The organism is Pseudomonas luteola NBRC 103146, assembly GCF_002091675.1.
Lineage (GTDB): Bacteria > Pseudomonadota > Gammaproteobacteria > Pseudomonadales > Pseudomonadaceae > Chryseomonas > Chryseomonas luteola.
Map to the genome: position 1 here is coordinate 45436 of NZ_BDAE01000024.1, position 21033 is coordinate 66468.

16 protein-coding genes are annotated in these 21033 nt (G+C 57.4%); 9 read left to right on the forward strand and 7 right to left on the reverse strand.

The features are described from left to right. Positions 1-115: 115 nt before the first annotated feature. From PLU01S_RS20555 to PLU01S_RS20585, 7 genes are all read left to right on the forward strand, one after another. Positions 116-616: a thioesterase family protein gene (locus PLU01S_RS20555; protein ID WP_074823733.1), complete on the forward strand. Its 501-nt coding sequence runs from the start codon at positions 116-118 to the stop codon at positions 614-616. A 283-nt stretch (positions 617-899) separates the two neighbouring features. Then, positions 900-3341 (forward strand): nitrite reductase large subunit NirB, encoded by a 2442-nt coding sequence (gene nirB / locus PLU01S_RS20560; protein WP_074823731.1) that lies wholly within the window; start codon positions 900-902, stop codon positions 3339-3341. Positions 3342-3436: 95 nt separating this feature from the next. Beyond that, a complete protein-coding gene (nirD, locus tag PLU01S_RS20565) occupies positions 3437-3790 on the forward strand; it encodes a nitrite reductase small subunit NirD (RefSeq protein WP_010794994.1) in 354 nt (117 codons plus the stop codon). Between the two features lie 51 nt (positions 3791-3841). Beyond that, complete coding sequence (locus PLU01S_RS20570; RefSeq protein ID WP_074823728.1) at positions 3842-6577, forward strand: nitrate reductase; 2736 nt, start codon at positions 3842-3844, stop codon at positions 6575-6577. 293 nt (positions 6578-6870) lie between these two features. Continuing rightward, entirely contained in the window at positions 6871-7629 is a 759-nt protein-coding gene (cobA, locus tag PLU01S_RS20575) for a uroporphyrinogen-III C-methyltransferase (protein WP_074824385.1), read from the forward strand. Between the two features lie 185 nt (positions 7630-7814). Then, positions 7815-9401 (forward strand): putative bifunctional diguanylate cyclase/phosphodiesterase, encoded by a 1587-nt coding sequence (locus tag PLU01S_RS20580; RefSeq protein WP_139208727.1) that lies wholly within the window; start codon positions 7815-7817, stop codon positions 9399-9401. Between the two features lie 93 nt (positions 9402-9494). Then, positions 9495-10511, forward strand: a complete 1017-nt coding sequence (locus PLU01S_RS20585) for a ligase-associated DNA damage response exonuclease (protein ID WP_074823723.1) — start codon at positions 9495-9497, stop codon at positions 10509-10511. Between the two features lie 39 nt (positions 10512-10550). Here PLU01S_RS20585 and PLU01S_RS20590 read toward each other — a convergent pair whose 3' ends face one another. Next, positions 10551-11792 (reverse strand): DUF2254 domain-containing protein, encoded by a 1242-nt coding sequence (locus tag PLU01S_RS20590; protein WP_074823720.1) that lies wholly within the window; start codon positions 11790-11792, stop codon positions 10551-10553. A 222-nt stretch (positions 11793-12014) separates the two neighbouring features. Between PLU01S_RS20590 and PLU01S_RS20595 the strand changes: the two genes are divergently transcribed. Beyond that, positions 12015-13733: an ATP-dependent DNA ligase gene (locus PLU01S_RS20595; protein ID WP_074824382.1), complete on the forward strand. Its 1719-nt coding sequence runs from the start codon at positions 12015-12017 to the stop codon at positions 13731-13733. 26 nt (positions 13734-13759) lie between these two features. Here PLU01S_RS20595 and fecA read toward each other — a convergent pair whose 3' ends face one another. The 6 genes from fecA to PLU01S_RS20625 form a co-directional block, all read right to left on the reverse strand. Continuing rightward, positions 13760-16144 (reverse strand): TonB-dependent Fe(3+) dicitrate receptor FecA, encoded by a 2385-nt coding sequence (gene fecA, locus PLU01S_RS20600; RefSeq protein ID WP_074823717.1) that lies wholly within the window; start codon positions 16142-16144, stop codon positions 13760-13762. An 83-nt stretch (positions 16145-16227) separates the two neighbouring features. Next, positions 16228-17193, reverse strand: a complete 966-nt coding sequence (locus tag PLU01S_RS20605) for a FecR domain-containing protein (RefSeq protein WP_074823714.1) — start codon at positions 17191-17193, stop codon at positions 16228-16230. After that, positions 17166-17678, reverse strand: a complete 513-nt coding sequence (locus PLU01S_RS20610) for a sigma-70 family RNA polymerase sigma factor (protein ID WP_010795003.1) — start codon at positions 17676-17678, stop codon at positions 17166-17168. Before PLU01S_RS20610 ends, PLU01S_RS20605 begins: the two co-directional genes overlap by 28 nt. Positions 17679-17826: 148 nt before the next feature. Continuing rightward, positions 17827-18540, reverse strand: coding sequence for a DUF2726 domain-containing protein (locus PLU01S_RS20615; protein WP_074823711.1), 714 nt, complete (start codon positions 18538-18540; stop codon positions 17827-17829). Positions 18541-18688: 148 nt separating this feature from the next. Next, positions 18689-18946: a hypothetical protein gene (locus tag PLU01S_RS20620; RefSeq protein ID WP_010795005.1), complete on the reverse strand. Its 258-nt coding sequence runs from the start codon at positions 18944-18946 to the stop codon at positions 18689-18691. Positions 18947-19020: 74 nt separating this feature from the next. Then, the gene (locus tag PLU01S_RS20625) at positions 19021-19698 is read right to left on the reverse strand and encodes a M15 family metallopeptidase (RefSeq protein WP_074823708.1); all 678 of its coding nucleotides are present in this window, start codon (positions 19696-19698) and stop codon (positions 19021-19023) included. 410 nt (positions 19699-20108) lie between these two features. Here PLU01S_RS20625 and PLU01S_RS20630 point away from each other — a divergent pair, with 410 nt between their 5' ends. Next, positions 20109-20888 carry a transporter substrate-binding domain-containing protein gene (locus PLU01S_RS20630; protein WP_010795007.1) on the forward strand — a complete coding sequence of 260 codons (780 nt, stop codon included), beginning with the start codon at positions 20109-20111 and terminating at the stop codon, positions 20886-20888. Positions 20889-21033 lie beyond the last annotated feature (145 nt).

Consider the following 21033-nt stretch of genomic DNA (forward strand, 5'->3'; position numbering starts at 1 on the left):
TGCTTCTCAAACTGCCCCTCAAGGGTGTAAAAGAGAGAAGGAACCGTGATTCCAGACGGCATGCTTGCTAAGCTCCAAGCATAACCCTCAATAAGAAGATCATAGGGAGCTCCTCATGGCCCGCATCGAACTCAATCTTCCAAGCGACCAGTTTTATTTTACTACCCATCAAACGGTCCGCAGTACCGACATCAATGCCGGTGGCCACTTGAGTAACGAGTCGATGATTTCCATGATTTCAGAAGCTCGTACACGCTTCATGTTTTACTACGGTATCCGGGATGGTGCCGAGGATGGCATCGGTACCATGGTGACGGATCTTGCGACCGTTTATCTGGCTGAAGCCTTTGCAAGGGACAAGCTGCAATTTGACATTGGGGTCATGGACTTCAATAAATACGGGGGCGATATCATCTTCCGCATTACTCGGCCGGATACCGACACCACCATTGCGCTCGCCAAGTGCGGTTTTGTCTTTTACAACTATCGCGAAAAGCACATCGAGCCTATGCCCAAACCTTTCCACCGTATTTTCCCCAAGGTCAACTGGGTCAGCGATCGGCCAGCGTCCAGCACGCAGAACGTCACGCCTATCAAGGAAAGTTCGCACGGATAGTGTGCAATGCGCTTCAAAGTGGTGCACAAAAGCTCAGAATAATCAGGATCTCCTGACAAAAAATAGAGCGAGTTCAGGCAGTTACATTCTTGGCACGTCCCCTGCTTAGTCTCTAGGCAGACATCAAGCGCAGCCTTCAACGGCGAACGGCAGCGCTCCCCCGACAGGCCTATGCAGGCCGATAACGGGACCGGACAAAGGCGTCCTCGCATTCATGTGCGGGACGCCTTTTTTGTTGCCTCGATTTCAAGCACGCCCGGTGGGCAGCTTGCGGAGACGCCTGATGAAAAAGCTCAAGCTGGTACTGATCGGCAATGGCATGGCTGGGGTACGCACCCTGGAAGAACTGTTCAAACTCGCCCCTGACCTGTATGACGTAACAGTCTTTGGCGCAGAACCACACCCGAACTACAACCGCATCCTGCTATCCCCCGTTCTGGCTGGCGAGCAGACCTTTGAGGAGATCGTCCTGAACGACCTCAACTGGTACGCCGAGCACGCTATCGAGCTGCATCTCAATCGCAGGGTTACGGAAATCGATCGCCAGAACCGCCGCGTCATAGCCGAAGACGGCACCGTGGCAGAGTATGATCGACTCATCATTGCTACCGGCTCCAACCCCTTCATCCTGCCCATTCCGGGCAAGGATCTGGAGGGTGTGATTGGTTATCGTGACATTGCCGATACCCAAGCCATGATCGATACGGCAGCCACGCATCGCCACGCAGTGGTTATCGGCGGTGGCCTCCTGGGTCTGGAAGCGGCCAACGGCCTCAAGCTACGCGGCATGGACGTCACCGTCGTTCATATCGGTGACTGGTTGATGGAGCGCCAGCTGGACAAGACGGCTGGCAACCTTTTGCAGACCGCCCTGGAAAGCCGTGGCCTCAACTTTCTGCTGCCCAAGCAGACCGCCGAGCTGCTCGATGACGGCAACGGTCGTGTCTGCGCCGTTCGTTTCGCCGATGGTGATCAAATACCTGCTGATCTGGTCGTGATGGCTGCCGGCATTCGTCCCAACTATACGCTGGCCGAATCAGCCGGATTGACCTGTAACCGCGGCCTGACCGTCGACGATACGATGCGCACCTCCGATCCAGACATCTTCGCCGTAGGAGAATGCGCAGCGCACCGAGGCATTGCCTATGGCCTGGTAGCCCCCTTGTTCGAACAGGCCAAGGTGTGTGCCAATCATCTGGCCCTTCAGGGCACCGCCGAATATCACGGCTCGGTGACGTCTACCAAACTCAAGGTCACGGACATCGACCTGTTTTCTGCCGGGGACTTCATAGGCGGTGAAGGCTGTGAGGAGATCACCCTCTCCGATCCTATCGGCGGTATCTACAAGAAACTGGTGATAAGAGACGACATTCTCGTCGGCACGTGCCTGTACGGCGATACGGCAGATGGCGGCTGGTACTTCCGCCAGATTCGTGAGAATCACAATGTTAGCGAAATCCGTGACCTGCTCATGTTTGGCGAGCATGCCATAGGCGATGCGGGCCATCAGGGGCAGGACAAGGCCATGCTGATGAGCGACGAGATGGAGGTCTGCGGATGCAACGGCGTCTGCAAGGGCACTATCGTCAAGGCCATTACTGAAAACAACCTGCTCTCCGTGGATGAGGTGAAAAAGCACACCAAGGCGGCCAGCTCCTGCGGCTCCTGTACCGGTCTGGTGGAGCAGATCCTGATCAATACGGTGGGCGGTGCGGCCGATGTAAAGCCCAAGAGCGAAAAACCGGTATGTAACTGCACTGACCATACCCATGGCTTCGTTCGTCAGGCAATCCGTGAGCAGCACCTGACGACCATTCCCGAAACCATGACGGCCCTAGGCTGGAAAACGCCTAATGGCTGCGCCACCTGCCGCCCGGCACTCAATTACTACCTGATCTCCACGTGGCCGAGCGAAGCCAAGGACGATCCGCAGTCCCGCTTCATCAACGAACGCGCACACGCCAACATTCAGAAAGACGGCACCTATTCGGTTATTCCCCGTATGTGGGGCGGCGTAACCAGCGCAGCGGAACTGCGTCGTATCGCGGACGTGGCCGACAAATACAAGGTGCCCATGGTGAAAGTCACCGGAGGTCAGCGTATCGACCTGCTGGGTATCAAGAAACAGGATTTGCCCGGGGTCTGGAAGGATCTGGACATGCCGTGCGGCCATGCCTATGGCAAATCCATCCGCACCGTAAAGACCTGCGTGGGCAGCGAGTTCTGCCGCTTTGGCACCCAGAACTCGACCCAGATGGGAATTGATCTGGAACATGCCCTGTTCGGCATGTGGTCACCGCACAAGGTCAAGCTGGCCGTCTCCGGGTGCCCGCGCAACTGCGCCGAATCCGGTATCAAGGACGTGGGCATCATTGGTGTGGACTCCGGCTGGGAGCTGTATATCGGTGGTAATGGCGGCATCAAGACTGAAGCTGGCGAATTCTTTACCAAGGTGAAAACGGCTGAAGAGGTCATGGAGTACAGCCTGGCCTTTATCGAGCTGTACCGCCAGGAGGCCTTCTACCTCGAACGGACCGTGCACTACATGCAGCGCGTGGGCCTTGAGCACATCAAGACTGCCATTCTGGACGATGCCGAGCGGCGCAAAGCCCTCTATCAACAGCTGATGTTCGCCCTGTCGCTGGAGCAGGACCCCTGGAAGGCGCGCATCGAACAGACGGCGCTCAAGAAGGAATTCGAACGGATTCCGGTGGCGGCGCTATAGACGTCTCTTGATCGATGGGTATCGCTTCGCTCACCACCCTCCTGCGGAGCGGCCCATCGCGTATCCCTTTTACGCGACTTGAACAGGATTACCTCATGAACTGGCTGAACATCTGCGCATTGACCGATATCCCTCAACTGGGCGCGCGGGTCATCGAAGGTCCCAAAGGCGACATTGCTCTCTTCCGCACGTCTTCTGACGATGTCTTTGCTCTGGATGATCGTTGCCCGCACAAGCACGGCCCGCTGTCTCAGGGCATCGTCTTTGGCAAGACCGTGGCCTGTCCATTGCACAACTGGCAGATTGCTCTCGACTCCGGTGAAGCCCTGGCCCCGGATGTAGGGTGCGCCCACCGGTATCCGGTCAGAGTAGAAGACGGACGCGTCTATCTCGCTCTGGAAAAGACGCGCCGCAGCGCTCACATCATTGCCAGCACGACTGCCGCCTAATCGTTTGACCTGGCTCGCCGCCGGGCCCGCGTGAACAGAATGGAGCACACCATGACCATCCATCCTCACGAGCCGCGTGATGGCGCTGCTACTCAGATCACTGCTTCAACCTGCTGTTATTGCGGCGTAGGGTGTGGCGTGCTGATCGAACATGACGGTACTCGCATCCTGAATGTGACGGGCGATCCGGCTCATCCAGCCAATTACGGAAGGCTCTGTAGCAAAGGCGCTACGCTGCACCTGACCGGCGATCTGGATGCACGTGCGCTCTACCCCGAACTACGCCTGGGCAAGACGCTGGCACGCAGCCGGACCGATTGGGACAGCGCGCTTGACCACGCTGCCACCGTCTTTGCCGACACCCTCCGCGAGCATGGCCCGGACAGCGTGGCCTTCTATATCTCCGGCCAGCTGCTGACCGAGGACTACTATGCCTTCAACAAACTGGCCCGTGCCCTGATCGGTACCAACAACATCGACAGCAACTCCCGGCTATGCATGTCATCCACGGTGGTCGGTTACAAGCGCAGCCTGGGAGCCGATGCGCCACCCTGCTCTTATGAGGATATCGAACACGCACAGACCCTGCTGATTGCAGGCAGCAACATGGCCTATGCCCATCCGGTCCTGTTCAGACGCCTGGAAGAAGCAAAGGCCCAGCGACCCGACATGAAAATCATTGTAGTCGACCCGCGCCGTACTGACACCTGCGAGTTGGCCGACCTGCACCTGGCCATTCAGCCGGGCACCGATGTTGCACTCTTCCACGGCATCCTGCACCTGCTGCTCTGGGAGGGTTGGACCGACCGTCGCTATATCGATGCCCATACCGAGGGGTTTGATGCCTTGAAAGCGTTGGTGCGAGACTATAACCCCAGCATGGTGGCAGAGCTGTGCGGCATTACCGTAGAGGCATTGACGACCTGCGCCCGATGGATTGGCGAGTCGCCCGCGTTTCTGTCGCTCTGGTGCATGGGGCTAAATCAGTCCACTGCAGGCGTGGCCAAGAACTCAGCCTTGATCAATCTGCACCTGGCAACAGGCCAGATCGGCAAACCCGGTGCCGGTCCCTTCTCGCTGACCGGCCAGCCCAACGCCATGGGAGGACGTGAGACCGGCAGCCTGTCGAATCTGCTTCCTGGTCATCGTGAGGTAGCCGATCCTGTTCACCGTAGCGAAGTCGCGGCTTACTGGGGTATCGATGCGCTGCCTGAAACGCCCGGCCTTTCGGCTATCGAACTGTTCGATGCGGTGCACAGCGGCAAAATCAAGGCACTCTGGATTGCCTGTACCAATCCGGCTCAGTCCGTACCAGATCAGGCCAAAATTCATGAAGCCCTGGCCCGCTGTCCGTTTGTAGTGGTTCAGGAAGCCTTTTTCACGACCGAAACCTGTCGCTATGCCGACCTGCTGCTTCCTGCGGCCAGTTGGGGCGAGAAGGAAGGAACGGTAACCAACTCCGAGCGACGCATCAGCCATGTGCGCCGCGCCATCTCCGCACCGGGTGAAGCACGCCCGGACTGGGCCATCACGCTTGACTTTGCCCGCCGGCTGGAAAGCCGCCTGTACCCTGAGCAAAGCAGCCGATTCGCCTTCCCGACACCTGAAGCGCTCTTTGAGGAATACAAGCACCTGACGACAGGACGTGACCTGGACCTTTCCGGTATCAGCTATTCGCTGATCGATGCCCATGGGCCCCAACAATGGCCGTTTCCCACCGGCGCCAGCCAGGGCACGCCCCGCCTGTATGAAAACGGTGTGTTTCCCACAACGTCGGGGCGGGCACGCTTTGTTGCCGACGAGTACGCCGCGCCGAAAGAGAAGCGTGATGCCCGCTATTCGCTGACCCTCAATACTGGCCGCCTGCGCGACCAATGGCATGGCATGAGCCGTACCGGCACGGCGGCGCGGTTATTCAGCCATGTGGAGGAGCCGCTTCTCTCCCTGCACCCGGACGATATGCGCCGCCGTCGGCTGATGAGCGGCCAGCTGACCCGCGTTAAAAGCCGTCGCGGCAGTCTTCTGGTCCGTGTCGAGTCAGACGAGAACATCAGACCGGGTCAAGCGTTCCTGCCCATGCACTGGGGGGATCGCTTTCTCAAAGGGCTCGGTATCAATGCCCTCACCCTCTCGGAATTCGATCCGCTCTCCAAGCAACCGGAGCTCAAACATGCCGGCATTGAAGTGGAAAGGGTAGAACTCCCCTGGGAGCTGTACGCACTGGTAGAAGGCCATGTACAAATGCGCTTCGAAACCCTACGCCCTCTGTTTGAGACCTTTAGCCATGCCAGTCTTACCCTGACTGGTCGCGACCGTCCGGCCCTGCTTATTCGCGCTGCACATGGGGAGTCACCCGACAAGGCCCTGCTTGCACAGATCTATGATGGCCTTAACCTGCTGGACGGACCGGTCATGGCCTATGACGATGCACGCCGCCAGGTGGGTAAGCGGGTTCGTGTCGAGGCGGGCCGTATTACCGCGCTCTGCCTGACAGGTGAAACAGCAGCACGGCGCTGGCTCAAGAGCCTGTGGGAAGAAGGTCGAGCGGATCAGGACCTGCGCCGTTGGTTGTTGGCGCCCCTCAGCACGCCCCCTGGCAGCCAGACCGGGGTTAGTTGCAAAACGCTTTGCAACTGCATGAATGTCAGCGAAGCCGCCATTCGCGGCGGTATCGCTGAAGGACTTGACTTGAACGGGCTGAAGGAGTCGCTGGGCTGTGGTACGCAGTGCGGCTCCTGTGTTCCGGAGATCAAGCGCTTACTGGCACGTACACCTGTCCATACCTGAAACGTCGGCAATAAGGCGCACCGTTCAGGTGCACCAGTACCTAAACCTGTGCAAGAACACGGTAATGGACACTCATGATCATGATGAAAAGTGCTCTACACACCCACTTTCAATACTTGGCATAATCACTGCACTGATTTGTCTGACATAGGATGCGGCGCTCAACGGCGAGTGCGGCATTTTCTGAAGAGGCCTGCAAGGCCCGAACAGAACCGGACAAAGGCGTCCCTGCTGGTTACAGCGGGTGCGCCTTTTTTGTTTGTCCTGATTGAGTAGAACACGAGGGTATGTTCATGAATGCAAAAGTCTGGCTGATCGGTGCAGGCCCAGGTGATCCAGAGCTCTTGACCCTCAAGGCCGTTCGCGCATTGGGCGAGGCACAGGTAGTCCTGATTGACGACCTGGTCAATCCTGCCGTGCTGGAGCACTGCCCGCATGCACACATCATCAAGGTAGGCAAACGGGGCGGCTGCCGCTCAACGCCTCAAGCGTTCATTCATCGCCTCATGCTGCGTTATGCACGCCAGGGTAAGGTCGTGGCGCGCCTCAAAGGCGGCGATCCGTGCATTTTTGGCCGAGGCGGTGAAGAAGCCGAATGGCTGGCGAACCATGGCATTCAAAGCGAAATCGTCAACGGCATCACTGCCGGTCTTGCAGGTGCGACGAACTGCGGCATTTCACTGACTCATCGCGGCATTGCCCGTGGCGTTACGCTGGTCACAGCCCATACCCAGGACGACAGCTCATTGAATTGGGACGCCCTGGCCCAAAGCGGCACGACCCTTGTCATCTATATGGGCGTTTCGCGACTAAACGATGTTCAGCAGGGACTCCTGGCAGGCCAGATGGCTGCCTCTACCCCGGTCGCCATGATCGAAAACGCCTCCCTGCCGGAACAGCGAGAATGCCGAAGCACACTGGGCACCCTGTTAGCCGACGCGGCCCTCTTTCAGCTCAAGAGCCCAGCCATTCTTGTGATTGGCGAGGTCGCGTCTGCTGCCGAATCGCTTCGCCTGCCGCTTGAGCCTGTTCAGAAGACACTTACCGGGTGACCAGAGAGCGCCTGTTCGTCATTGGGCAGGCAAGTATTTCCCTTCAAGTCACTTTGTACGTTCAAAGACTATATTCGTAGCATAATGCTACTATCAACTTTGCCAGCCTGCTGTCGATAACACGACTAGGACTTCACCTCAGTCTCAGGCCCTGCCCCTTGTTCGATCTTGCTACCGAGCTGCTCATGTCTCTGAAGACCTTTTTCTACTCACTGCATAAAAGGCATTTCAGAGACGTTGCCAGCATCATTGCCTTGGGTGTCTTACTGCTTGTCGTGATGATCGAATGTGATTTCTTCGAGCATCTTGTGGCTTTCAGCGCCAGACACGAACACTGGCAAGTCGACGAATGCATAACGGCATTTATCATCATTGGGTGGTGCGGCTTCTTCTTCGGATTCCGTCGCATCGCGGATATGCGCAAGGAAATCGAAGCACGCAAGCAGGCGCAGGAGGAGGCCTATCACCTGGCCAATCATGACAACCTCACGCACCTGCCGAATCGCCGCGCGTTGAATGAGCATTTCGCACAAGCGATACGCGGCACGCGAGAGCCCTTCTTCCTAGCCATTTTTGACTTGGATGGGTTCAAGGCCATCAATGATATCTACGGCCATATTACGGGCGACCGGTTGCTCGAAGAGATTTCGCAGCGTGTGGCTACGGCTCTACCTAAAGGAGATTTTATTTGCCGCCTGGGTGGAGACGAGTTTGCTGTTCTGCTGCATTCCGCCAAGAGCGAGACCGCAGCCCACGCCATTCTGAAAGGACTGGCGGGTCTGGTTGCAACCCCGATGGTCCATGGTTCGACTGCACTGATGACGGCGGCCACATTTGGCGTTTCCCATTACCCCAATGATGGGCAGGACATCAGTACGTTGCTTCGTCGCGCCGATGTTGCGCTCTACCAGGGCAAACGCAACGGCAAGAACATCATTCGCTTCTTCGACATGGCCCAGGATCATATGCTGGAACAGCAATCCATGATTGCTCAGGCATTGCGCGAGTCCATCGAACAGGGCTACGTCCGGCCCGAGTACCAGCCAATCGTTGCCTTGGATGGAATGACCATTGCCGGTTTTGAAGCGCTGGCTCGGCTTGATCATCCGATCCATGGCTCCATCGTTCCCGACAAGTTCATTCCGGCGGCCGAGGAAAGCGGCCTGATGACCGAGTTGACGGATTATCTCCTGCGAAAAGCCTGTATCGATGCCAAATACTGGCCTACAGGCATTTATCTGTCCTTCAACCTGAGCGCGATCGATCTGCGCGATCCTCTGCTGCCGGACCGCATTGAACGTATTCTGCTTGAGACCGGCTTTGCGGCCTCGCAGCTGGAAATAGAAATCACCGAAACCGCCATCGTCAAGGATATCCGGCAGGCCAAGCTCAACCTGGATCTGCTACGGGAGCTAGGCGTACGGGTCGCTGTCGATGACTTTGGCACGGGCTACTCCAGCATGGCGCAGATTAGCCGCTTTACCTTTGATAAGTTGAAAATCGATCGCGAGTTCATCGACTCCATGGCCATCAATGACAAGGATGACAAGATTGTGCGCTGCATGCTGGGGCTGGGGCATGGTCTGAACATGCCATCCATTGCCGAAGGGATCGAACACGACTATCAGGTCCAGTGGCTACGCGAGGCAGGATGTGAATTTGGTCAGGGGTTCCTCTTCAGCCGGGCGGTGCCCAATTCCGAGGTTCCTGAGCTGCTGGAACGCCACGGTTGCTATAGGTCGGACACCTCCCGCGCAGAGCCGGTGATTTAGGCCTGCCCTTTCAGGTCACAAGGCGAGCGCAGCCCGCTCGAACTGATCCGCCCCGTTCCGCTCTTACTAGATAAGCCCATCAAGAGCGACACCATGGATCTTGTCATCGCCCGACCCGAAGGTCTCTATTGCCCTCCAGGAGATTTCTATATCGATCCCTGGCGCCCCGTCGAACGCTCCGTCATTACCCATGCCCATGGCGATCATGCACGTGGGGGGAATCAGCATTACCTGGCATCAGCGCCCAGCGAAGGCATTCTTCGCTCCCGACTGGGGCAAGACATCAATCTGCAAACGCTGCACTACGGCGAAGTCATTGATCACCATGGCGTCAAAATCAGCCTTCACCCGGCTGGGCATGTTCTGGGCTCAGCCCAGGTCCGCCTGGAATACCAGGGTGAAGTCTGGGTGGCCTCGGGGGATTACAAGGTAGAACCGGACGGCACCTGTGACGCCTTCGAACCCGTGCGCTGCCACACCTTTATTACCGAATCCACATTTGGCCTGCCTATTTATACCTGGCAGCCGCAGGCAGAGACTTTTGCGCAGATCAATGCCTGGTGGCGGCAGAATGCAGCGGAAGACCGCGCCAGCGTGCTGTATTGCTACGCCTTCGGCAAGGCACAGCGCATCCTGCACGGAATCGATGCGAGTATCGGCCCTATTCTGACTCACGGCGCTGTGGAACCGCTCAACCGGGTCTACCGTGAAGGCGGTGTGTACATCCCGGATACCCACTATGCAGGGGACTTCAAGAAGAACGACCCTCTTCTGCGCAAGGCCCTGATCATTGCGCCGCCCTCGGCTGGCGGAAGCACCTGGATTCGCCGATTCGGCGAGCATAGCGATGCCTTCGCCAGCGGCTGGATGATGCTACGCGGTACGCGTCGGCGCCGTGGCGTGGACCGTGGCTTTGTGCTCTCCGATCACGCCGACTGGCCTGGCCTGCTCTGGGCCATTGAGCAGACAGGGGCTGAACGGGTCATGGTGACCCATGGCTCTGTGGGAGTGTTGGTGCGCTACCTTCGTGAACAGGGACTGGATGCCCAAGGCTTTACCACGGAATACGGTGATGAAGACGACGAGCCCAACAACGAGAAGTCCGCCTAAAAAAAAAGAATATGCCCGTGCGCCTTTTGCTTGCGCCAATCAATGCTTCAGCGCAATGTCATCAGGCAAGCGACTGTATCGAATCAAGGCGACCCGTTCATCATGCGGAACCCGCTTTATCAATGCATTCACCGAGTCGGCCAGCTTTTTGAGCACGGAAGGATTGGTCTGGCCAAAATGGTGGATCTGCTCAAATGCAAGCCCTACCGCCAACTCGAATGTCAGAGGGCGTTCGATCAACCGAATCTTTCCGTCGTCACCGCAATGTGTCCAGCAAGGCTTACGCTGCCCCAGGAACGTCAGTGTTTCACAAAGCCGGTCAATGGCTCGAAATGCCGTAGTAGGATCATTGATGGAAGGCGATAACGCCTTGATCGCGATATCTGCCATTTCTATCAGCCAGTACTCGATATCCTGCTCGGGCGTACGATCCGATCCAAGAATGAACTTCTTTCTCAGCTCCGCCATGACAGTTGCATCAACCGCCTCGGCAGGCCAGATAGAGGCAATTGGATCACCGGGCAGGATAAAGCTTCCGGTGCGGTGTTCCACACGAACCACCAGACTCTGCTTGTGCGCCAGCCTGAGCAGCCCCTTGCGGTCGACAGCCTGCAGATACCCTCCCCGCTGCGTACACAAAGGGTACCCGTTCTTATCCAGCGCCTCGCCCACATACGCATCGGGTTCGGCCCGGGGCTCATCGAGAGGCGCGAAGGCCTGTTCAATCTGTTCGTTGGCGCGGTGAGTCACCTGCTGCAGGATGACGGCAATCTGCATGGAGCGGGAGGCGTGATCGATGAAATAGATGATCAAACCAACGCTGACCAACGCCAGCACTATGCCCAGCGCGATAGCGATCTGTGGAACGAAGGGCGCGGATGAGGGCGAGGCTGAGCGGATCATGCTCATGACAATCAAGGTGTACGTGAAGGTCCCGATCAGCAGGCCCAAGACCACTTGATTGGCTCGATCAGAAGTGAAGTTTCTGAGTTGACGCGGCGAGAACTGACTGCTGGACAGCTGAAGTGCAACGATCATGATGGAAAAGACTGTACCCGTGACCGTCACCACGCTGGTTCCAATCGCCGACAGCACTGAACGAGCCCCCTCCCCTGTACTACCCGCCAGCCACACCAGCCGATCACCTGCATTGATGATGCCCAGGCGCTCCAGGGACACGAGCGCCACGGCCAATCCGGCCGCCAGGAGCGCTATCACCATCGGGATAAACCAGAGACTGTCCCGGCAGGCGATCCAGATGAAGCGGATATGTTGGCCCATCTACTGCAACCTCATTGTCAGACAATCACTTAGAAGGCTGTAGTGGTCCTCCTGTTCCACGTCGCCTGATAAACCGGACAGGGGACCAGGAACACACCACATCACGAACTCCTTTCCCCATAACAGGCTCATAACAACAGCGAAGCGATATCGGATTAACAGAGGCTCGCGAGCGGCCCGTTACTGATTGCTTCTGAACGCTGTGTAGAAAGCGAGACCATGATGAAAGCCTTCGCCGATCTCTATGCCCGCCTGGATGCAACAACCTCAAGCAATGCCAAGCTCCAGGCCATGCAGGATTACTTCAACCAGGCCGAGCCTGCCGATGCAGCCTGGGCCGTTTATTTCCTGGCCGGCGGACGCCCGCGGCGAACGGTGCCCACGCGCCAGCTTCGAGAGCTGACGATTGCCGCCTCGGGCCTTCCGGAATGGCTGTTCGAGGAGAGCTATCAGGCGGTAGGCGATCTGGCAGAAACGATGTCGCTGCTTATTCCTACCGCCGAGCATCTTTCGGATGAGGGTCTGGCGGTCTGGATGGAGGAGCGGCTTCTGCCCTTACGTGGCCTTGCGCCGGAAGAACTGGCTGAGCGCTTGCCGCAGCTGTGGTCGCAACTGGATCGGCCCAGCCTCATGGTCAGCCTCAAGCTTATTACCGGCGAGTTTCGGGTTGGCGTATCCAAGCTGCTGGTGACGCGCGCGCTCGCAACCATGGCAGACCTGGATGCCAAGCGCGTAGCCCAGCGTCTGGTGGGCTATACGGACCTGTCCCATCGTCCGACTGCCGAAGCTTACCTTGCGCTGATCGCTCCCGAGTCGGACGATGAACATGCACAGCGTGGCGGGCAGCCCTATCCGTTTTTCCTGGCGCATGCCCTCCAGCTACCCGTCGATCAATTCGATGCCCAGCTGGGGCCTATCGAGAACTGGCAGGTGGAATGGAAATGGGACGGCATCCGCTCGCAGTTGGTCAAACGCGACGGGCGCCTGTGGATCTGGTCTCGGGGCGAGGATCTGGTCACCGATCGTTTTCCCGAATTGCACGCGCTCGCAGCCTGCCTACCGGACGGCACTGTCATTGATGGTGAAATTGTCGTCTGGAAAGACGAGGAAAGCCCCGACCTGCTGATGAGCAGCAAAGAGGTCACCCACCAGCAGGCCGAACACGCGCCCGGCGAGCCTATTCCGTTTGGTGTCAAACCCTTTGCGCTCTTGCAGCAGCGCATCGGTCGTAAAACCCTGAGCAAGAAGCTGCTCGACGATGTACCTGTAGTCATCCTGGCCTATGACCTGCTGGAATGGCAAGGGCATGACTGGCGCAGCCGCCCGCAGCATGAGCGTCGGGCGCAACTTGAAGCGGTCACCGCACAGTGCAACAGTCCTCTTTTACGCCCCTCCCCCCTTCTTGCCGGTGAAAGCTGGCAGGACCTTGCCCACCAGCGGGAGGCCTCCCGCACGCTCGGGGTGGAAGGCATGATGCTCAAGGCCCGGGACTCGCTTTATGGGGTGGGACGCACCAAGGACATGGGCGTCTGGTGGAAATGGAAGGTCGACCCGTTCTCGGTGGATGCGGTACTGATTTATGCCCAGCGCGGCCATGGCAGACGCGCCAGCCTATACACCGACTACACCTTTGCCGTCTGGGATGGCCCGCCGGGCACCGAGCGTACCCTGGTACCTTTCGCCAAGGCTTATTCGGGTCTGACCGATGAAGAAATGCGCAAGGTGGATGCCATTGTGCGCAAGACTACTGTCGAGAAATTCGGCCCTGTACGCAGCGTCCAGCCAACACTGGTATTCGAACTGGGTTTTGAAGGCATAGCCCTGTCCACGCGGCACAAGAGCGGCGTTGCCGTGCGCTTCCCCCGCATGCTGCGCTGGCGTCACGACAAGCCTGTTGAAGAAGCAGATACGCTGGACATCCTGCAAGGCCTGCTGGTTTAACCTGACAGGCCTCTGTTACAGACGTCTCAGAATGCGACCGATGTCTGTAGATAGACGGTACGCGGCTGCCCCAGGTATTTGCCCTTGTTGTTGTCGTCAAAGGAGCGGGTGTAATACTCGGTATTGAAGATATTCTTCACCCCGACCGCTACTTTCAGGTTGGACAGTTGCGGCCCAAAGTCATAAGCCGCACGACTGTTCCAGGTCATGTAGCCAGGGATACGGCCGTTGCTGCCATCGGCGCTCTCCTCCACCGTATTGGCATTATCGGCGTACTGGCTGGATTGGAAGGCACTGTCCAGATCCAGGCGCCAGGCATTGTGGGTGTAACCTACGCCCAGCGTACCCTTGTGTTTGGACGAGAACGGTACACGGTTACCCTTGTTTGGCCCCTCTTCACGAATGGTGGCATCCACGTAGGCATAGGTTGCGTAGACATCGAATCCGGCCAGGCTTGGGCTCAGGTCTTCCAGCTGATAAGCCACGCTGGCCTCAAGACCACGGTGGCGTGTCTTGCCACGGGCGATAACCGTATCCAGCGTCTGACTGCTGTCGTACTGGTTATCAAAATTGATAAGAAAGGCTCCCAACTCCGCCTTCAAGGTCCCGTTATCGTAACGAGTACCCACTTCCCAGGTGCGTGCCTTTTCCGGCTTTACTTCACCGGCAGCAACCCGGTTCGGCATCTGGCTGTACTGGACCGAACCAAACGAGCCCTCCGTGTTGGCATACAGGTTCCAGGTGTCGGTTACGTGATACATCACGTTCAGCGCGGGCAGCGAGGCGTGGTAGTCACCTTTATAAGGTGTATTGTTGAGCTTGTTGACCTGCTCGGAATCGATCAGCTCGTAGCGAATACCTGGGGTGAACGTCCATTTGCCGATGTCGATACGGTCGTCGATATAGAACGCATTGGCCTCGGTACTGCCGCGGGTGTCGCGATCGTTGCGGCTGGACGTGGATGGCCGCTCCGTGGAGGTTATCGGTACCCGATATCGCAGCTCGTGACTGGCTTCGTTGACATAGCGGTAGCCGATGCCCACCTCATGCCAGCTCTCGCCTAAAGAAAAGCCCTGGGAGAACCGGGTTTCCACCCCACGCACCCAGTACTCGCGGGGCGATAGCGACTGGAATGTACCTTGATCCAGATAACCGCTGCGTAGGGTCTTGGTGAAGAACGTATTCACCGTGAACTTCCGCGCGTCTTCTTCATACTGATATCCCAGGCCGACCAGGGTACGACGGCCCCAGAATTTATCCAGGGGACGTGTGGACTGGTACGGGTTGCTGTCGAAATCGGCAACCGACAGGCCACCCGACATCTCTGCCTTGCCCTCGTAGTACTGGCCGATCGCCGTAAAGCTGTTGGCGTCATCGAGCTGGTATTTACCCTTGAGGATCAGATCATCAATCTGCGTATCACTGTGCTCACGGTAGTCACCGCCCCGTACGCCTGAATACAGCAAGGCGCCACCCAGACCGTTTTCCCCCGTACCACCAATGAGCAGGTTGCCACTGGTCTTGATACCGTCATGACTTGAAGACGGACTGAGTTCGTTCTGGATGCCGCCCTTGACGGTAAAGTCGTCAGGAATGGCACGGGTCACGAAGTTGACGATACCGCCCACGTTCTGCGGGCCATAGCGGACTGCACCACCACCGCGCACCACATCGACTGCATCCATGTTGCCCATGGAAATGGGTGCAAAGGACAACTGTGGCTGGCCATAGGGTGCAAACGGGACCGGGATGCCATCCATCAACACTGTCGAACGTGATGCGAGACGCGGATTGAGGCCTCGGATACCAAAGTTGAGAGCCATGTCATGGCTGCCGGTTCCGTTGTTTTCCGGCGCATTCACACCGGGAATCCGGTTGAGCACTTCGCGCGCCGTGGAAGCGCCGACCCGCTCGAATTCATCGCGGCGGATCACATCCCGCGCCCCTGGGTGCTCGAATACATCCTGCTGCTGCGCATCACCCAGCCAGTCACCTACCACGGTCAGGGTTTCCAGGTTGGCTGCTGTCCCCTCGTCGTTAGTGGCGGATGCCGGAACAGCAATGGGTTGCAGGCTATAGCCACCCTTCTGCGCGACGGCCTCAAGCCCACTCCCCTCCAACAGATGGTTCAACCCTTCGGAAATACCGAATTCACCCTCCAGCCCTTGAGTGGTGCGGTTCGTCGTCAGATCGGGACTGAACGCCACCATGATATTCGCCGTCTGGCCGAACTGGTTGAGGGCGGCCTCCAGCGGACCGGGGGCAATATGAAATGTTCGGCTCACCTCAGCCTGAGTAACCGTTTGCGCCGTTGCCATCAGCGGCACGCTGCCAAGCAGCACAGCTGTACCGAACACGACATGGCGAAGCGCCCGGCTTAAAGGGGTCAACGTAAATGTAGAGGAAGACATGAGATTAGCCTGCAGTAAGGGTATCTGCCTTACTTGTCACGCGAGAAGTAGAAAAGGCTCACCGCTGATTGAAAATATTCAACTCACGCTGTGAGAGGCTGAATGCTGATCCAGTAGCGCGTCCGCCGCTGGATGCGCACCGGCTGGGTAACTTCCAGCATGGCCAGGATGGCTTCTATGTCCTTGAGTGGATACGTTCCTGAAACCAACAGACCCGCGACGTGCTCGTCGCACTTCAGCCAACCGGGCTGATAGCGAGATAGCTCCTGGATGAACTGCCCAAGCGGCATATGGGCTGCCACCAGCAGACCGTCACGCCAGGCATCCAGACCACCGTCGAGCGGTACTACCTTATCCAGGTGGTGCGCGCTAAAGCGTACCTGTTGTCCTGCCGTCAGGGTCGTGGATAGATCCGGCCGCTCGGCACAACGCACCTGAACGCTGCCAGCAAAAACACTCAACTGGCAGCCATCGTCGAACTTGCGAAGATTCAAACGCCCCTGGGTTGCTGAGACCATGCCTGCCTGGCTCTGTACCGAAAATGGCAGGGCTGAATGGGCAGCGTGTAACAGTATCTCGCCACGAATCAGCATGAGCTGACGCTGCGTAGCCGTGATGCTGACATTCACAGCACTGTCGGTATTCAGATCAAGGCGGCTGCCATCGGTCAGGGTAACCGTTCGCTGTTCCCCAATCCGGGTGTGGTAGTCCGCCAACCAGGGCTCGGCACGCTCCTTTAAGAGCCAGGCGGCCGGGCCCAGGAGGGCAAACACCCCCATGAGCTTCAGCACCTCGCGGCGACCGTATGCGGGCTTGCTCAATACAGCCTGACGCGCAGCCTTTGAGGGCAACCCCTGCAGCCGCTGGTTGATGGTCTCGATCCGCTGCCAGGCACGCTCGTGCTCAGGATCAGCGGCCCGCCATTGTTGCCAGGCCCGATGCTCTTCCTCGCCTGCCCCCGCCTGCAGCTCTACCAGCCACTGCACGGCCTGCTCGGCGATCTGGGGAGAGATGGGCGCTGTCACGCCATGCACTCCGCGAAATAACATTGCTGAGCGGCCTTGGCGATGTACCGCTTGACGGTTGCCAGCGAAATACCGAGGTGTGCGGCGATATCGGCGTATGGCATTCCGTCCAGCTGTGCCAACAGAAAAGCCTGTTTGATCGGTTCAGCCAATCCATCCAATACGCGAGCCAGCTCCAGAAGTGTTTCCAGAGCGATAGCACGAACTTCCTCGCTGGGAACCTCCTGCTCAGGCAAGGCCGCCAAGGCATCCAGGTAGGCCCGCTCGATATCCTGACGTCGGTAATGATTGAATAGGACACGCTTGGCAACAGTAATGAGAAAAGCCCGAGGTTCAGCAAGCCGGCCCAGCTCCTGACTTCCCAGGAGGCGAATGAACGTATCGTGGGTCAAGTCATCTGCACTATCGGAGCACCCCAGACGCCGGCGCAACCATCCAAATACCCAGGAGCGATGCTCATGATAGAGCTGGCCAAGATCCCCCTGTGGTGAAGTACTGCTGGCGTGCACACCGATATCCTTGCGCTAGAATCCTAGGCATTCACTTAATGATAATTGTTCTCATTATATGCAAGCCTGGATGATTACAACAAGGGTTAAGCTCAGTTTGCCACTATAAATGGGCTGGTATTACATAAAACGTTAGCGTCAGCGGACACTACTCCTCAATGCGTACGATGTTGCGGCAATCTGGAAAGGCGCTGCAGCCCCAGAAATAGGCGCCAGCATTGCTTCCTTGCCTGGCCTTGCGCATGACCATGGGCGAGCCGCATTTCGAGCATATCGGAGACGCTGCCTCGCTCGCCGCCTCCCCTTTGCTGGAGCGCCGGGCTGCTGTGCGTTTGCGCGAGGTCAAGGCCCCGCCCTTCTGTAAGGCAGCCATGATTTCTTCCCGCACCTGCGCAGTCGAATAAGCCCCTTGTACCGGAATCTGGATAAGCGGCAAGGCAATCGCCCGACAGACGCCCGCCACAAAGAGGTCCCGCGCCTGCCGATCAGGCCGCTGGTGGGAGCTGTCATCCAGCTCGATAACCGCCACGAACGACAGGTCATCGCGGTTGCAGAGGACGTAGTCGAAATGTTTGGCGCTGATCTTGTTGAAGGCTCTGTACCAGCTCTTTTGGTCCCGAATGGCTTTCACGCTAGCCACATCTGCAATGCGGACCTTGCCAAAGATGCGGTAGTCCTCACCAATCGCCTCATCGAGTACGGTTAAAAAGGCGCGTTCAGCAGGTGTAAACAGCGCTTCGTTAAGCACATAGGGAAACGCTCGCTGGGTATCACGCAAACGCAGCGCGATGACGATACAAAGAAAAACAACGACGCCAAGCCCGACATAAAGCCAGGGATGCGCTGACAACAGATGAATCATGAGATGACCAACAGCAGGAAAGGCGGATAAAAACAGATGCGTTATACGCCGGCAGCCTATAACGATGCGGTGTTCAGGATGAGTGATAGTACAGGCAAGCCGATGGACTCTTGCGCTTCCATCGGCTTAACAGGGATCAGCTAAGGGCTCAGCGCTTGCCAGCAGACTCGTATGCGGCCTTGAGCAGACTGCGCAGCCGAAAGCTTTCCGCCATTTTTATGAAAAAGGCCAGAATCCAGACGATGAGCGGCAATCCGTACTGCTGAGTACCGCGAGCGAACTCAACACACATGGCGATGGTACCGAAGAGTGCCAGAATGAGCGCAAGCACGAACAGCGCGACCGACTTACCATCATGTGCAGGAAGATCACCCACATGAGAGGCATTTGCCCGAGGCTCTTTCACCGTCAACTCCAGAAAACAATAAACCTTCGAATAGCTTAGCCTGAACAGGGTATCAGCGGTAGCACATCCAGAAGCTAGCGCTCACAGATCATACGGACGTGTCGCTCGTACAGGTCCGGCAAGCGCTCGAGAACGGTTTCCCGTCCCAACATGGATGACTCGGCAACAACCTGCTCCAGCAGATCCAACGTCAGCCATTCGAGCGCAAGGGTTGCCAATGGCTCATAACTGAGGTGCCAGGGCTCTTCATACATACCGCCCCGGTATTCCCGATAAGGTCGAAAAAAGCCGAACTGTTCGATGTGCGCATCGAGCCAGAGATGCAGCTCATGAAACACACCGCCGGGCTGCGTCTCCTCGGGTAGCAGCTGAACGACATACCCTGGCGGAGCCTGGGTCAGGTCAACCACATCGATTTCGGTGCCCCAGTGATGGCGGCTTGCGCCTGGCAGAGCTGACCAATTCAGAATGCAGTCGATGCGCTCATCCACGGCAAGAGCAGACTGATCACGCACCTGGCCGTTGCGGTCATACAACGGCTTTTCACCGGCAAACTTACGGTTCCAGATTCTGAGCTGCGTCTTGTAGTCACGAAAGGCACTGAATGGATGCAAGGTAAATCCATCCCGCCGTGCAGCCTCCTGCATTGCCTTGAACGGCGCATAGACCTCACGATGGATCGCATAGCGTGGGTTATCGATCTGCAACAGATGCGTTCGCGCCCTGCCTGTCAGCTCCCATTCGTCAAGCATTACCCGCTCCCGTATACGCCTTGATCAATCCAGAAAGATCATGTCATCTAATCGTTTCGAATCCACCCACCGTTTCGCTGCGTTGCTACAAAGCGCACCTCTCTTGGGTGACACTTCCCAAATGGCATACCAGGCCGTATGCACATCAATCAGTTTCAAGATGCCATCACCCTTTCGCACCAAAGCTGTGCAATCTCCTGCTCTCTTAGGAAATTACGCACATTTTAGGTGCAGGATAGTGAATAAAGGCTGACTTATTCTCCCCGGACGAGACGCCTGGCCTACTCTGTGTTTATGGACATGACCTCAATATAGTGGCAGTTGGTTCGGTTATTGCTGCGAACAGCCCGTCATCTGCAGCGCGACCTCTGGTACGCACTCTATTGCAATTATCCGTATTAGGACGACCCATGAAAAAGAAATGGCTGACCCTCTCCGCAATTGCGCTGTGCCTTTCCGCGGGCTCTGCGCTGGCGAAGGACATCAAGGAGATTCGTTTCGGTGTAGACACCACCTATCCTCCTTTCGAATACAAGGCACCGGATGGAAGCTTTGCAGGATTCGATGTAGAACTGGGCAACGCCATTTGTGAAAAGCTGGCGGTGAAATGCCGCTGGATCGTCAGCGACTTCGACGGACTGATCCCAGGCCTGCGGGCACGAAAGTTCGATGGCATCCTCTCCTCGCTGACCGTAACGCCTCAGCGAGCCGAGCAGATCGACTTCACAGACCGCATGTGGTCAGGCAACTCGTCCATGATTATGAAGAAAGGTGCCAATCTAGAGCCTACGGCCGAGTCACTCAAGGGCAAGGTCGTTGGTGTTCAGCAGGGCACCATTCAGGAAAACTTTGCCAAGACCAAGCTGGCCACTGCCGGTGTCAAGGTACAGAGCTATCAGGACCAGGATCAGGTTTATGCTGACCTGACCTCGGGCCGCATCGACGTATCCATGCAGGACATGTTGCAGGCCGAAGGAGATTTCATGAAATCTCCTCAAGGCAAGGATTATGTCAACCAGTCGATTCGTGACGAGCTGCTGCCTGCCGATACCGCCATTGGCGTACGCAAGGGCAACGACGAAATGAAGGCCCTGCTGAACAAGGGAATCGCGGCCATTCATGCCGACGGCACCTACGAGAAGATTCAGAAGAAGTACTTTGGCGATCTGGATATCTATAACAACAAGTAAGATCCGCCTTAACGTCAGCGCCTCCCGCTTGTGGAGGCGTTGGCATTTCAAGACCTATAAGAACAGCGCGATCAAACATGCCGCAGACTTCGTTCGACACCTTTCTTGAAAACCTGGGGTTGGGCGCCTTCGCACTCCACGGTTA

Coding starts and splice junctions, on each gene's coding strand:
- PLU01S_RS20590 (WP_074823720.1), bottom strand. CDS start 11,792: ATGGGCCAACATATCCGCTTCATCTGGATCGCCTGCCGGGACAGTCTC.
- PLU01S_RS20555 (WP_074823733.1), top strand. CDS start 116: ATGGCCCGCATCGAACTCAATCTTCCAAGCGACCAGTTTTATTTTACT.
- PLU01S_RS20605 (WP_074823714.1), bottom strand. CDS start 17,193: ATGTTATTTCGCGGAGTGCATGGCGTGACAGCGCCCATCTCTCCCCAG.
- PLU01S_RS20615 (WP_074823711.1), bottom strand. CDS start 18,540: ATGATTCATCTGTTGTCAGCGCATCCCTGGCTTTATGTCGGGCTTGGC.
- PLU01S_RS20585 (WP_074823723.1), top strand. CDS start 9,495: ATGGATCTTGTCATCGCCCGACCCGAAGGTCTCTATTGCCCTCCAGGA.
- PLU01S_RS20580 (WP_139208727.1), top strand. CDS start 7,815: ATGTCTCTGAAGACCTTTTTCTACTCACTGCATAAAAGGCATTTCAGA.
- nirB (WP_074823731.1), top strand. CDS start 900: ATGAAAAAGCTCAAGCTGGTACTGATCGGCAATGGCATGGCTGGGGTA.
- PLU01S_RS20630 (WP_010795007.1), top strand. CDS start 20,109: ATGAAAAAGAAATGGCTGACCCTCTCCGCAATTGCGCTGTGCCTTTCC.
- PLU01S_RS20595 (WP_074824382.1), top strand. CDS start 12,015: ATGAAAGCCTTCGCCGATCTCTATGCCCGCCTGGATGCAACAACCTCA.
- PLU01S_RS20625 (WP_074823708.1), bottom strand. CDS start 19,698: ATGCTTGACGAATGGGAGCTGACAGGCAGGGCGCGAACGCATCTGTTG.
- cobA (WP_074824385.1), top strand. CDS start 6,871: ATGAATGCAAAAGTCTGGCTGATCGGTGCAGGCCCAGGTGATCCAGAG.
- PLU01S_RS20570 (WP_074823728.1), top strand. CDS start 3,842: ATGACCATCCATCCTCACGAGCCGCGTGATGGCGCTGCTACTCAGATC.
- fecA (WP_074823717.1), bottom strand. CDS start 16,144: ATGTCTTCCTCTACATTTACGTTGACCCCTTTAAGCCGGGCGCTTCGC.
- nirD (WP_010794994.1), top strand. CDS start 3,437: ATGAACTGGCTGAACATCTGCGCATTGACCGATATCCCTCAACTGGGC.